The sequence below is a fragment of the Aeromonas sp. LsrichE-8G genome (genome assembly GCF_022869435.1).
Taxonomy (GTDB): Bacteria; Pseudomonadota; Gammaproteobacteria; order Enterobacterales; family Aeromonadaceae; genus Aeromonas; species Aeromonas caviae.
Genome location: NZ_JALIHH010000152.1, coordinates 5,637 through 19,050 on the forward strand (window position 1 = coordinate 5,637; position 13,414 = coordinate 19,050).

The window sequence follows — 13,414 nt, forward strand, 5'->3', positions numbered from 1 at the left end:
GGGTGTTGTAGTGTTCCAGGTAGCTATCCAGGTCTGTCTGCATCTGTTCTACCGACTCATACCAGGTCGTTCTCCCCTTGATACGGAAGTGTTCATCCAGCAGTGTGCGATGCAGTCGCTCGATAAAACCGTTGCTCTGCGGCCTGCGTACCTTGGTTGTCCGGTGTTCAATTCCCTCCAGTTGCAGAAACAGCTCGTAGGGATGATGGTCTGGGCGCCCACAGAACTCGCGCCCGTTATCTGACAGGATGGTATAGACCCGAGCCTCATGGGCTTCGAAGAACGGCAGTACCGTTTCATTGAGCACATGAACCGAGGTCACCGGCAGCTTGCTGGTGTAGAGCCGTCCCCAGGCATGGCGACTGTAGCAGTCCAGCACGGTTTGCAGATACACCTTGCCAACCCCCTTGAGCGCGCCGACGAAGAAGGTGTCAACCGCCACCAGTTCTCCGGTGTAGTGGACCTCAATCTGGCGTTCGCGAAACTCGGGGCTGAAGCGTTCTAACAGGCGAATCTGCTCGTCATTGAGCTCAATGGTCTGCTCCCGGTGGGTTTTCTCGAGGCGCAACAAGCGGTCGTGTTTGGAAAGCAAGTCGTGACGTTGCCACACGCCACGCACACCACCCGCACTGACATTGATGCCTTGCAGAGCCAGTTCTTGGGCGACCCGCAGCGGGCCATGAGTTGGTCTGGTGAGGGAGTAATCGAGGATGGCCTGTTCAATCTCAGGAGCGACCCGATTGGGATGAGCCCCTTTACACCCGGGCAATTTGTCGAGCAATCCCTCGGCGCCATAGGTCTGGTAGTTACGGCGAATTTCGTAGAACTGCTGACGGCTGTAGCCGATGAGCTTGCAGGCTTTGCTGACATTATTGAGCTCTTTGGCGAGCTCTAGCAGGCTGAGTTTGCGACGTGCTACTTTCTCGTTGGTGGTCATACGGTGACTCCAGATAACACGGTAGGGGTACCGTTTTGTTATCCGGTTTGAAGCCGTATGACCACTCCCTTTTGTGGGCAACTGTCAGGTGAATACCATCTCCATACAACAATAAGAAGGCGACCATCTGGTCGCCTTCTTATTTCTATCGCTTTCAAATCAGGAAAACTCACCGAGCCGGTCGCTTGGCACCATTCCCTTTCGCCGCTGGCTTGCCTCCTTGAGTACCCGGCTTGGCAGAGCCTGCACGGGTCGGGGTTTTACCCTTGTGGGCGGGTTTTCCGGTAGGTTTGCCCTTGCCTTCGCCATGTGCGGCCGGTTTGCCATTACCCGCCCCTTTCTGCAACTGGGAGCCCACCGGCTTGCCGCCCGTTGTCTTGTTGCCAGCCCCGTTACTGCGCTGATGGGTGATGGCACTGTGGCGGGTCAACGCGGGCTTGAGGCCCTTGCTGCGGCTGCGCTCGGCCTTGGCTTCGCCACGGCCTTCCGGCGGCACCAGGCAGTCGGGGCCGTTGCCGATGAGGTGACCCTTGCCCATCTCCAGCAGGGCTTCGCGGATCATCGGCCAGCCGGCCGGATCGTGATAGCGCAGCAGCGCCTTGTGCAGGCGACGGCGACGCTCCCCTTTCACCACGAACACGTCCCCGCCCTGGCGGCTCACCTTGTTGAGGGGGTTTTTCTCGGTGTAATACATGGTGGTGGCGTTGGCGAGCGGCGACGGGTAGAAGTTCTGCACCTGATCGAGCTTGAAGCGGTTGGACTTGATCCAGAGCGCCATGTTCACCATGTCTTCATCCGTGGTGCCTGGGTGGGCGGAGATGAAATAGGGGATCAGGTACTGCTGCTTGCCCGCCTCTTTGGAGTACTTGTCGAACAGCTCCTTGAAGCTGTAGTAGCTGCCCATGCCCGGCTTCATCATCTTGGAGAGCGGGCCCTCCTCGGTGTGTTCCGGCGCGATCTTGAGGTAGCCGCCGACGTGGTACTTGGCCAGCTCCTTGATGTAGCGCGGATCTTCCACCGCGATGTCGTAACGCACGCCGGAGGCGATCAGGATCTTCTTGATGCCCTTGAGGTCGCGCGCCTTGCGATAGAGGTTGATGGTCGGGCTGTGGTCGGTGTCCATGTGCGGGCAGATGGTCGGCCAGACGCAGGAGGCACGGCGACAGGTCTGCTCGGCCTTGGGGCTCTTGCAGCGTAAGCGGTACATGTTGGCGGTGGGGCCGCCCAGATCCGAGATGACGCCGGTAAAGCCCGGCACCTTGTCGCGGATCTCTTCGATTTCTTTCAAGATCGACTCTTCCGAGCGGCTCTGGATGATGCGCCCTTCGTGCTCGGTGATGGAGCAGAAGGAGCAGCCGCCGAAGCAGCCACGCATGATGTTGACCGAGGTCTTGATCATGTCGTAGGCCGGGATCTTCTCGTTGCCATAGGCCGGGTGCGGCACCCGCTGGTACGGCAGGCCGAACACCCCGTCCATCTCGTCGGTCTCGAGCGGGAAGGCAGGCGGGTTGACCCAGATGATGCGATCGCCGTGGGCCTGGGAGAGGGCGCGGGCGCAGCCCGGGTTGGTCTCGTGGTGCAGGATGCGCGACGCATGGGCGTAGAGCACCTTGTCCTCCTTCACCCGCTCAAACGCCGGCAGCTTGACATAGGTCTTCTCCCACGGTTTTTGCTTAGGGGGCTGCACCAGGATGGGCTTGGCCTCCTGCTCCATCGGCGCAGTGCCCTCGTCGTCGCTGCAGGGGGCCCCTTCCATATAGGGGTTGGGAATGGGATCGATGCGGCCAATCTGGTCGAGCTTGCTCGAATCCACCCCGCGCCAGCCCGGCAGCGGCTCCTTGCGGATCACGGCGGTGCCGCGAATGTCCTGCATGGTCTCGATGGTCTCGCCACCTGCAATGCGGTGAGCCACCTCCACCAGGGGGCGCTCGGCGTTGCCGTAGATGAGGATGTCGGCCTTGGCGTCGATCAGGATGGAGCGACGGATGGTCTCGGACCAGTAGTCGTAGTGGGCGATGCGGCGCAGGGATGCCTCTATGCCGCCGATGACCACCGGCACCTCTTTATAGGCCTCTTTGCAGCGCTGAGTGTAGACCAAGGTGGCGCGATCCGGCCGCTTGCCGCCCACATCCCCCGGGGTGTAGGCGTCGTCGTGGCGCAGCTTCTTGTCGGCGGTGTAGCGGTTGATCATGGAGTCCATGTTGCCCGCCGTCACCCCGTAGAAGAGGTTGGGCTTGCCCAGGCGCATGAAGTCATCCTTCGATGACCAGTCCGGCTGGGCGATGATGCCGACCCGAAAACCCTGTGATTCGAGCATGCGGCCGATCACCGCCATGCCGAAGCTCGGGTGATCCACGTAAGCGTCGCCTGTCACCAGCACGATGTCGCAGCTGTCCCAGCCGAGCTTGTCCATCTCCGCACGGGACATGGGCAGGAAGGGCGCCGTGCCGTAGCACTCGGCCCAGTAACGGGGATAGGAGAAGAGGTTGGTAACCGGCTGCATTTTGACCACCTGGAACAATTCGGGTCGCGCATTATACCGGCAGAGCAAGGCGGGGGCGACGGCTTTTTGCCCCTACAGAACGCGAGGGGAAGGGGCGCCTTCGAGCGGGCGCGACAGGTCGGCGTGACAGACTCCGATCTCATCAACAAGCAGGGCGCCCATTGGCGCCCTGTTTGCTGTCATCCGGGTCGGCACGCTAGGCCGCCGGTTTGTCCCGCCCCTCGGGGACCACCGCCCCCGGCACCGGGGAGGGACTGGCCGGGGTTGCCGTGGCCAGTATTTCGTCCACCAGTCGGTCCCGTGCCCCCGTCATCCCCGCGCGTCTGGCGATCAGGTGATAGATGGCGGGCACCACCAGCAGGGTCACCAGGGTCGCCAAGGACAAGCCGAAGAAGACCACGGTCCCCACGGCCATCCGGCTCTCGTACCCCGCCCCCATGGAGAGCATCAGGGGCACGGCGCCGATGATGGCGGTGAGCGAGGTCATCAAGATGGGGCGCAGGCGGCGCACCGACCCCTTGATGATCGCCTCCTCGAACCCTTCACCCCGCTGGCGCAGCTGGTTGATGAACTCCACGATGAGGATGCCGTTCTTGGTCACCATGCCGATGAGCATGATCATGCCTATCTGGCTGTAGATGCTGAGCTCCTGCCCCGTGAGCCAGAGGCCGAGCAGGCCGCCGAAGATGCCGAGCGGCACCGTCATCATCACCACCGCCGGGGTCAGCAGGCTCTCGAACTGGGCCACCAGCACCAGATAGACCACCAGCAGGGCCAGGCCGAACACCAGTGCCATCTCCCCCTGGTTGTCGCGATAGTCCTTGGACTCGCCGGCGTAATCCACCGACATGCCGGTGGGCAGGTGATCCGCGGCCCAGCCATCCAGGAAGTCGAGCGCCTCCCCCAGGGTGTGGCCGGAGGCCACGTCCGCGGTGAGGGTGACCGCCTTCTGGCGCTGGTAGTGGTTGAGGCGCTGGGGACTCGCCACCTGGGTGACGGTCGCCAGGGTGGAGAGGCTCACCATCTCGCCGCTCGCGGCCTTCAAATAGATGCGGCTGATGTCGGAGATACCGTTGAACTGGGTCTGGTTGGCGCGCAGGTAGACGTCATACTCCTCGCCCCTGTCCACATAGGTGGTCTGGCTGACGCCGCCGAGCAGGGCCTGCAGGGAGCTTGCGATGGTGGAGACCGGAATGCCGAGCTGGGTGGCTCGCTCCCGCTCTATGGTCACCTGCAGCTCCGGGGTCTTCTCGGCATAGTCGAGATCCGGGCTCTGCATCAGCCCGCTTTGGGCCGCCGCCTCCTTGAGCGCCAGCCCCTGCTGGTTGAGCTCGCCGTAATCGGAGCCTTGCAGCACGAACTGCACCGCCGCGGTGGAGCCGCCTCTGAACCCCGGCTGGAAGGTGCGGATCATCACGTCGGGGATGCCGGCGAGGCGACCGCTCAGGGAGCGGCCAAACTCGGTGGCCGTTTCGTCTCGCACCGCCCAGTCACTGAGCTGGATGATGGCCATGCCGGTCTGATCGCCGCCGCGCCCGAAGGCCGGGGTGCTGAAGCTCATGGCCTGCACCACCCCCTTGCCGAGCAGCGGCAGGATGGCGGCCTCCACCTGCTGCATGTTGCGCTTCATCCGCTCGATGCTGGTGCCCTCCGCCCCTTTCACGAACACATAGAGCACGCCCCTGTCCTCGGTCGGGGTGAGGCTCGCGGGCAGCTTGCCAAAGAGGGCGCCAATGCCGCCGAGGCAGAGCAGCAACACCAGGGGCATCCAGACGGCGCGGCGCAGCACGGCCCCCAGCACGCGGCGATAACGCTCCTCCACCCAGCCAAGTCCCTTGTCCAGGGTGGCGGTCAGGGCGTTGGGCTTGTCCACGGCACGCATCAGCCAGGAGCCCATGGCCGGGGTCAGGGTGAGCGCCACCAGGGAGGAGAAGAGCACGGCCAGGGAGAGCAGGATGGCGAACTCGGTGAAGAGGCGCCCCACCATGCCGTCCATGAAGGCGATGGGCACGAACACCATCACCAGCACGGCGGTGGTGGCGATGACGGCAAAGCCCACCTCCCGGGTGCCGTGCCAGGCCGCCATCAAGGGGGACTCGCCCCGTTGCAGGTGGTGGTGGATGTTCTCCACCACCACGATGGCGTCATCCACCACCAGGCCGATGGCGAGGATGAGGGCCAGCAAGGTGATGAGGTTGATGGAAAAGCCCAGATACCAGGCACCGATGAAGGCCGAAATCAGGGAGACGGGCACCGTGATGGCCGGAATGAGGGTGGTGCGCCCCTGCCCGAGGAAGAGATAGAGCACGGCCACCACCAGCAGGGCGCAGATGGCGAGTGTCTCATACACCTCGTCGATGGCCTGCTTGATGAAGATGGTGGAGTCGTAGTCGACCTCAAGGGTAGCCCCCTCCGGCAGGAAGCGCTGCATCTCCACGAGCTTCTTCTCGATGCCCTGGGCCACCGCCAGGGGGTTGGCTGTGGATTGGGCGACGATGCCAATCCCCAGGCTCTCGCGGCCGTTGCGCTGATAGGCGCTGTCTTCGTTCTTGGCCCCCACCTCCACATCCGCAATGTCCGCCAGATAGATGCTCTGACCATTGGTGGCAGTTTTCACCGGCAGGGTGCGAAAATCTTCCGCACTGTGATAGAGCCGTGCGATCTGCACCGCCATGGTCATGGTGTTGTTGCGGATCTCGCCGCCCGGCAGCTCGATGTTCTCCCGCTTGAGGGCATCCTGCACGTCGGCCACCGTGATGCCGCGGGCCGCCATGTCGGCGGGGCGCAGCCGCACGTACATCACCTGGGTCAGGTCCCCGGAGAGGGAGACCTCGCTTACCCCGTCCACCAGGCTCAAGGGGTCCACCAGCATGCGATTGGCGTAATCCGTCATGGCGGTACGGTCCATCTGGGTGCTGCTGAAATTGAGCCAGATGGCCACATCCCCGTTGCCGTTGTCCTTGGTCACCATGGGCTCGTCCGCCCCGTCTGGCAGCTTGGGTCTGGCCCGGGAGATGGCGTCACGCACGTCGGAGGTGCCCTCCAGCATGTTCCAGCCGAGCTTGAACTCCACCGTGATGGAGGAGCGCCCCTTGCGGGTCACCGAGTTGATGTTCTTGATGCCGCTGATGCCGGAGAGCTGATCCTCGATGGGCTTGGTGACCTGGCTCTCCATCACCTCGGGGGCCGCCCCCTCATAGGTGGTGGTGATGGAAACGGACGGGGTCTGCACATCCGGCATCTCCCGCACGGTGAGTTTGCTGAAGGCCACCAGGCCGAACACGGTGAGCAGGGCGCTGATGACCACCGCCACCAGGGGACGGCGTACTGAGATATCGGAGAGCCACATCAGCCTTTCACCTCGCCCAGATCACGTACCTGGGCGCCGTCGCGCAGATTGACCAGCCCCTCCACCGCGATGCGATCGCCGACGTTCAACCCCTTGAGCACCCAGACGGCCTCGCCATGGGTGTCGCCAAGCTCCACCGGCACGCGCTTCACCCGTCCGTCCGCCTCCAGGCGATAGACGAAGCGCTGCTCGCCGGCATACTCCACCGACTGGGCGGGGATCAGGGTCATCTTCTGGGGTGGCAGAGAGAGATCCACGTTCATCAGCATGCCGGGACGCAGCTGGCCACCGGTGTTGGGCAGGATGACGCGGGCCTTGATGTTCTGGGTGTCGCTGGAGATCCGGCTGTCGAGGGTCTCCAGCACGCCGGAAAAGGATTGATCCGGCCAGGCCGAGCTGGTTGCCGTCACCGCCATGCCGGGGCGCAGCAGGGAGAGGTAGCGCTCGGGCACCGCCAGATCGAGCCGCAGTTTTGCCAGCTCGTCCAGATGCAAGAGCACGTCGCCGCTGTTGACCAGGGCTCCTTCGCTGAGATCGATGAGGCTGACAGTGCCGTCGAAGGGGGCGGCCAGGGTGCGCAGGGAGAGCTCGTAACGGGCCGCATCGACCCGGGCCTGGGCCTGGGCGACAGTCGCCTCCTGCCCCTCCAGCTCCGAGGTGGTGACGGCGCCTCGCGCCACCAGCTTGCGCATGTCCCGCAGCTTGCGAGCCTCGTCGCGCACGCTGGCGCTCTGCTCGGCCAGCTCCGCCTGCTGCTTGCCCGCATCCAGGGCGATCAGGGTCTGCCCCTGTGTGACCTGCTGGCCGGAGCTCACCGCGATGGTGGCAATGCGGCCGGTCACCTCGGGGCTGATGGCCACGGAGCGATTGGCCGCAAGCTTGCTCACCAGCTTGATGGAGGGCTCGGCCAGACTCTGCCTGACGGTTTCGGCCCTGATATTGATCTCTCTTGGTGCTGGCTTGCTGGCGGGTTCAGCCTGCCGCAGATGCCAGGCGCCCGCCGCCAGCAATAGAAGAAGAGGGAAAAGCCACAGCCACACGCGCGTTTTCATCACAAGATCCATGCAGTCAAAGAGAGAGGAAGAAGAGATAGCTTCATCAAGGATGGCACCATGTTACCCCCTGACTATGCCGTGACTATGTATAAATGTGACAAAACGTAACAGTCCGGTGAGAAGATCATCAAAAACGCATCTTGTCGGCACGCGCGTCAGGGTTCTGCCTTACACTGATGCCGACTCTCGCCATCTTCCGGTACGCCCATGTCCATTCCCTCCCCCGCCTTTGCCAGATACCGATTGCAGTGGCTGCTGCTGGGCCTCGGCCTGCTGCTGTTGCTGCTCGCCCTGCAACATGCGTTTCGCCAGGTTACCGAGATCAACAAGCGTGACACCATCAACGCCGCGACCCAGCTCAGCAGCCAGCACCAGCGGATGGAGACCTTCCTTGAGGCCATGCGCGGCCAGGCGGAGGAGCGCCTGCGCAGCAATCCCCAGTCCGTGCTCTCTCGCCAGCTCTATCAGGCGCTGCAATCCGACGGGGAGCACGGCATCAATCTGGATCGCATCCCTGTCGATCTGCCCCCCGCCCTCATCGGCAACCTGACCGGGCAGGGCCCGCTGCCCCATGACGGCAGCGAGCGGCAAGCCAGAATACATCTCGCCCTCAGCCTCTCCCCCCTGCTCGCCACGGCCAGCAAGCTGCTGGACAGGGACGTGGCCTGGATCTACTTCACCGGTACGGACAATTTCATCTACCTCTATCCCTGGGTGCCATCCAGCCAGTTTCGCTTCGATCCCGTGATTTACAGCAAGGCCTACTGGCAGGAGGCGATGGCCAGGCATCCCCACCTGGAGCACGCCATGCTCTCGCGCCCCTACCAGGATTTTGCCGGACGGGGGCAGATGATCACCCTCTCCCAGCCCATTACCCAGGGCGGCCAGATCATTGGCCTGCTCAGCATCGACATCCAGACCGTCACGCTGGCGCAGACCCTGCACCGCCTCGCCCCCCGGATTGGCACCCTGTTCCTGCTCAACGCCCATCAGCAGATCCTCGCCAGCAGCCAGTCCGGTACCGCGCCGCCCCCGGTCAGGACGGCGCAGTCAGCGGAATATGAGTGGCAACAGGGCGCCTTGCAGCTCGTCTATCCCATCCCGGAGACACCGCTCTCCCTCATCCATCGCATCCCGCTGCTGCCTCTGCTGCAGACGCTGTTGTGGCAATCGGCGACGGCGCTCATCACCATTCTCTGTCTGGTGGTGGCGACCGTCTCCAGCCTGCGTGCCCAGCGCCTCAACCGGCGCCTCAACTACCTGTCGCGCCACGATGCCCTGACCGGCGCCTTCAACCGCCACTACTTCGATGCCTTCGAACACCGCCAGGCCCTGGCAGGCCGCCAACGCATCGGCGCCATCATGTTTGACTGCGATCACTTCAAACAGGTCAACGACCGTTTCGGCCACGGGGTGGGCGATCAGGTCCTCATCCGTCTGGTGCAGCTCTGCCAGTCCCTGCTGACACGGGAGTGCCACCTGATCCGCTGGGGCGGCGAGGAGTTCCTGCTGCTCGTCACCGATGAAGCGATCCCTCTGGCCCCTTTGGCCGAGCGGCTTCGCCTGTGCATAGCAGAGCATCCCTGGAGCGCCATCGCGGCCGAGCTGAAGGTGACCGTCAGCCTGGGCCACTGTCGTCAATCACCGGCCATCTCCTTGCAGGAGGTGATCCGCCGCGCCGATATCGCCCTCTATCAGGCCAAGGCCAACGGCCGCAATCGCAGCGAAGCGTGGCGGGATGACGGACAGGAGAAGCCGGAGTAAGCTGGACTCCCACTTCATGTCAGGAGACGCAACTGTGTCACGAAAACCCCGTCTGGGATTGGCCCTGGGTAGCGGTGCGGCCCGAGGATGGGCCCACATCGGCATCATCCGTGCCCTGGAGCGACTGGGCGTCAAGCCGGATCTGGTGGCTGGCTGCTCCATCGGCAGCTTTGTCGGCGCCGCCTATGCCGCTGGTGAACTGGACAAGCTGGAGAGCTGGGTGCGCGGCTTCAGCCGCCTGCAGGTCATGGGGCTGCTCGATCCTGCCCTCTCCGGCGGCCTGTTTCGCGGTGACAAGGTATTTGGCATCGCCGCCGGCCATCTGGGGGATCCCGCCATCGAAAGCCTGCCGCTGCCCTTTGCCTGCGTCGCCACCGAACTCGATACCGGTCGCGAGATCTGGTTGCAGGAAGGACCGCTTCGCCAGTGTGTGCGCGCCTCTTGCGGTATGCCCGGCCTGCTCACCCCGACCCGGGTGGAGGAGCGCTGGCTGGTGGACGGGGCCGTGGTCAACCCGGTCCCCATCTCCCTAGCCCGCGCCATGGGAGCCGAGGTGGTGATCGCCGTCAACCTCAACACCGACATGCACCAGCCCTGGACCGACGAACCGGACGAGCCCGTGCAGGGGGGGCTGCTCAGCCAGTGGTTGAACCGGGGCGAGCGCGAACCCAGTACCCCCGGCATGTGGGGGGTGATGACGGGCTCCATCAACATCATGCAGGAGCGCATCACCCGTGCCCGGATGGCCGGGGATCCCCCCGAGATCCAGCTCTGCCCGCGCCTTGGCAACCTCTCCATCATGGATTTCCACCGCGCGAGCGACGCCATCAACGAGGGGGAAGCCTGTGTCGAGCGCAACCTGGAGCAGCTCAAGGAGGAGCTGTCACGACTCTGCCTGATATGAAGGCATATCGGGGTAAAAGACAAAAAGAGCGCCAATAGGCGCTTTTTTGTTTCGGGTTACGCGGCTCAGAACAGCCCCAGCCCCTTGAGCATCACTACCAGGATCAGCAGCGGCGACACATAGCGGATGATGAAAAACAGGGGGCTGAGGATGGGCAGCGCCAGCTTGCCCCCATTGGTCAGCGCCGTCGTCATCCGCTCGAATCCCCATACCCAGCCCACAAAGAGGCAGAGGAAAATGCCGCCAAGGGGCATCAGCACGTTGGAAGAGACGAAGTCGAACAGATCGAAGAAGGTTTTCCCGCCAACCTGCACATCCGCCAGCGTGCTGCTCGAGAGCGCACAGGTCGAGCCGACCGCTCCCAGCACCAGCAGGTTGATCAGGGTCGCCCTTGTGCGGCTCATGTGAAATCGCTCGGAGAGCACCGAGACCGGCACCTCCAGGATGGAGAGCATGGCCCCGGTGGCTGCGATGGCGGAGAGCACGAAGAAGAGCACCATGAAGAGGTGTCCAAACGGGATGCTGGCAAACACCGCGGGTATGGTGATGAACAGCAGGGAGGGGCCTGCGCTCGGCTCGAAGCCAAAGGCAAAGACCGCCGGGAAGATGGCGATCCCCGCCAGCATGGAGACGAAGAGATCCGCGCACATCACCCGTACCGTGGTGAGAGGGATGTGCTGATCGTCCCGAAAGTAGCTGCCATAGGTCATCATGCAGCCCATCCCGATGGAGAGCTTGAAGAACGCCAGCCCCATGGCCGTCAGCACGACGCCTGCGGTCACCTTGGAGAAATCCGGCGAGAACAGGAAATGCAGTCCTTCGCTCGCTCCGGGCAGAGTCAGGCTGCGCACGCCTATCACCAGCAGCAGGATGAAGAGCAGTGGCATCAACCGCTTGGTGACCGCTTCGATCCCCCTGGAGACCCCCATCAGCAAGATCCCCCCCATCAGGGCCAGCACCAGCCACTGCCAGAGCAGACTCTGCAAGGGATCCGTGATGAGTGAATTGAAGGCAGCACCCGTGACGGCGGGATCGGTGGAGAGGATCTCGCCGCTGGCCGCCTTGAAGATGTAGGCAAATACCCAGGCCGCCACCTCGGAGTAGAACGACATGATGAGGAAGGCCGCGCTCACCCCCATGGCGGCGATCAGCCACCAGGGTTGCCCCTTCGGAGCCAGCTTGATGAGCCCGCTGACCGCATCCGTCCTGGCCTCGCGCCCCAGCATGATCTCGGAGATCATCACCGGCAATCCCACCAGCAGGGTGGCGATGACATAGACCAGCAGAAAACCGGCGCCACCGTTCTCACCGGTCAGATAAGGAAACTTCCAGATATTGCCGAGCCCGACGGCAGACCCCAGAGTCGCGGCCAGCACGCCAAAGGTGCTGGTAAACCCATCTCTGGCTTTGGTAATGGATTGGCTCATCGTTGTCTCGCTGTGTGGATCACCGCCTGAATTAAAAGGGTCGGAGTGTTCCGTGGATTAATCCAGCCCGACAAGATGATTTAGTGAAAATCGCCGTTGACCGCACACAACGCATTATTTAATTAAATAATCATCCATTTTGATAAATAAAAAATGCCGCCTCGAGGGCGGCATTTTTATCAAGGTTGAACTAAATCAAGCCTTGGCAATATCGTCCGGACCGATCTGGCCGATTTCGGCGACTTTCTTGTCAGCCAGCAGCCAGAGGGTGAACTTGTGCAGATCGGGGTGGTGGGCCAGTGCAACCAGGAAGGCGCCTCCGACTTCACGGTAACCCAGTTCATAGTTCTTCAGGGTGGTTGGGGGGACGCCCAGCAGATCGGCAAACTTGGGACGGCTCAGGCCTACCGCTTCGCGGATCTGACGGATCTTCTTGCCAACAGTTACGATATTTGAATTCATGTGTTCCATACTCCGTTCGGCGGATTGACTCCACCTTTATTTTTCGCGACGACTCGTAGTCAAGTGTATCAGTTTTGAACGGACTCGTTATGGTCGAGCCTCTATCTATAATCAGCGTCTTTCGACGACAACCCTTCACAAACCTCGGGGATGGTAATCGCTGCGTCGCCTCAGGTAAACAGTCTCGAAAAGAAACCTTTCTTGTTGCCCGGCCATCCCTCGTATAATTCGCCGGTTATTTCCAAGAGAGTCATCAACATGGCATTTCCCGGCATCATTTCCCGTCTTCATTCCGACCCGGACTCCCTCCCCCGTCAGCTCGCCCAGGGTCTGCAGACCCGGGCCGAGGCGTTCTGGTTGCCCATGGCCATGCAGGGGGACGCCACCACCGTGCTGGCGGCCCTCCCGGACAGCTGCAGCCTCTATCTTGAAGGCCAGGCGACGCTTCCCCTGCGCAGCCACGACGGCGTCGTGGCAGAAAACGGCACCCTGGCACTGGGCAATGGTCACACGATGACGCTGGCCAAGGAGAAAGGCGATGGCGGCATCGTGCCGGAAGAAAGCCTCGCCGAGATGGCCCAATGGCTGGAAGCGGGTCATCGGCACTTCATCTGCTCTACCGCCGTCCAGCCCGTGGCGCGGGCCATCCTCAACATCTGGCCTCTCGATCCCTACCTCGCCCGTCACTTCTTGCTCAGTTTCACACCCTTGCTGTGCGAAGCAACCGAGGCGGACTATCTTGCTGTCCTCTCGGTCAGGGCGGGTGACGCCACCCCGCGGCACGCTTGGGCTGAGGCTTATATGAAGCTTGAGAAGAAACTGCATCGCGCCTACTTGGATCACTAATAAATCCCAAGAAACAGCCAGTTATCCGTCATTCCGCACCTGATTTTGCTATTTTCAGTGCTTGACGGCGATCGGCCGTTCTGATCTATTACTCTCTTTTGCAGGTAGATCATCATGGCCGCACCCGCTATCTCGATCCGTAACCTCGATCACCTTGGTTTGGTCGC

Annotated in this window: 9 protein-coding genes; 3 read left to right on the forward strand and 6 right to left on the reverse strand. The window is 62.6% G+C overall.

Annotation, left to right across the window (positions count from 1 at the left end; genetic code table 11):
• The 4 genes from MUW49_RS17890 to MUW49_RS17905 form a co-directional block, all read right to left on the reverse strand.
• Positions 1 to 937: IS481-like element ISAs19 family transposase (locus tag MUW49_RS17890; RefSeq protein WP_244813042.1), on the reverse strand; the 937-nt coding region annotated here is incomplete at its 3' end.
• 169 nt (positions 938 to 1,106) lie between these two features.
• Complete coding sequence (locus tag MUW49_RS17895; RefSeq protein ID WP_244813043.1) at positions 1,107 to 3,440, reverse strand: YgiQ family radical SAM protein; 2,334 nt, start codon at positions 3,438 to 3,440, stop codon at positions 1,107 to 1,109.
• 196 nt (positions 3,441 to 3,636) lie between these two features.
• Positions 3,637 to 6,789: an efflux RND transporter permease subunit gene (locus MUW49_RS17900; RefSeq protein WP_052815158.1), complete on the reverse strand. Its 3,153-nt coding sequence runs from the start codon at positions 6,787 to 6,789 to the stop codon at positions 3,637 to 3,639.
• Positions 6,789 to 7,841, reverse strand: coding sequence for an efflux RND transporter periplasmic adaptor subunit (locus tag MUW49_RS17905; RefSeq protein WP_052815157.1), 1,053 nt, complete (start codon positions 7,839 to 7,841; stop codon positions 6,789 to 6,791). Before MUW49_RS17905 ends, MUW49_RS17900 begins: the two co-directional genes overlap by 1 nt.
• Before the next feature lie 210 nt (positions 7,842 to 8,051).
• Between MUW49_RS17905 and MUW49_RS17910 the strand changes: the two genes are divergently transcribed.
• A complete protein-coding gene (locus MUW49_RS17910; protein WP_052815156.1) occupies positions 8,052 to 9,608 on the forward strand; it encodes a sensor domain-containing diguanylate cyclase in 1,557 nt (518 codons plus the stop codon).
• A gap of 34 nt (positions 9,609 to 9,642) precedes the next feature.
• Positions 9,643 to 10,512 carry a patatin-like phospholipase RssA gene (rssA, locus tag MUW49_RS17915; RefSeq protein ID WP_052815155.1) on the forward strand — a complete coding sequence of 290 codons (870 nt, stop codon included), beginning with the start codon at positions 9,643 to 9,645 and terminating at the stop codon, positions 10,510 to 10,512.
• Between the two features lie 65 nt (positions 10,513 to 10,577).
• Here rssA and MUW49_RS17920 read toward each other — a convergent pair whose 3' ends face one another.
• Positions 10,578 to 11,939, reverse strand: a complete 1,362-nt coding sequence (locus MUW49_RS17920) for a sodium-dependent transporter (RefSeq protein WP_102948779.1) — start codon at positions 11,937 to 11,939, stop codon at positions 10,578 to 10,580.
• A 195-nt stretch (positions 11,940 to 12,134) separates the two neighbouring features.
• On the reverse strand, positions 12,135 to 12,401 hold the full coding sequence (locus tag MUW49_RS17925) for a helix-turn-helix transcriptional regulator (protein ID WP_010673503.1): 267 nt from the start codon (positions 12,399 to 12,401) through the stop codon (positions 12,135 to 12,137).
• Between the two features lie 258 nt (positions 12,402 to 12,659).
• On the opposite strand from MUW49_RS17925, the gene MUW49_RS17930 reads away from it, so the two are divergent.
• Entirely contained in the window at positions 12,660 to 13,247 is a 588-nt protein-coding gene (locus MUW49_RS17930) for a hypothetical protein (protein WP_043152400.1), read from the forward strand.
• Positions 13,248 to 13,414: the final 167 nt, after the last annotated feature.

Excerpts from the sequence above, each read along its gene's own strand:
- MUW49_RS17925 (WP_010673503.1), bottom strand. The coding sequence starts at position 12,401 with ATGAATTCAAATATCGTAACTGTTGGCAAGAAGATCCGTCAGATCCGC.
- MUW49_RS17905 (WP_052815157.1), bottom strand. The coding sequence starts at position 7,841 with ATGAAAACGCGCGTGTGGCTGTGGCTTTTCCCTCTTCTTCTATTGCTG.
- MUW49_RS17930 (WP_043152400.1), top strand. The coding sequence starts at position 12,660 with ATGGCATTTCCCGGCATCATTTCCCGTCTTCATTCCGACCCGGACTCC.
- MUW49_RS17895 (WP_244813043.1), bottom strand. The coding sequence starts at position 3,440 with ATGCAGCCGGTTACCAACCTCTTCTCCTATCCCCGTTACTGGGCCGAG.
- MUW49_RS17910 (WP_052815156.1), top strand. The coding sequence starts at position 8,052 with ATGTCCATTCCCTCCCCCGCCTTTGCCAGATACCGATTGCAGTGGCTG.
- MUW49_RS17900 (WP_052815158.1), bottom strand. The coding sequence starts at position 6,789 with ATGTGGCTCTCCGATATCTCAGTACGCCGTCCCCTGGTGGCGGTGGTC.
- MUW49_RS17920 (WP_102948779.1), bottom strand. The coding sequence starts at position 11,939 with ATGAGCCAATCCATTACCAAAGCCAGAGATGGGTTTACCAGCACCTTT.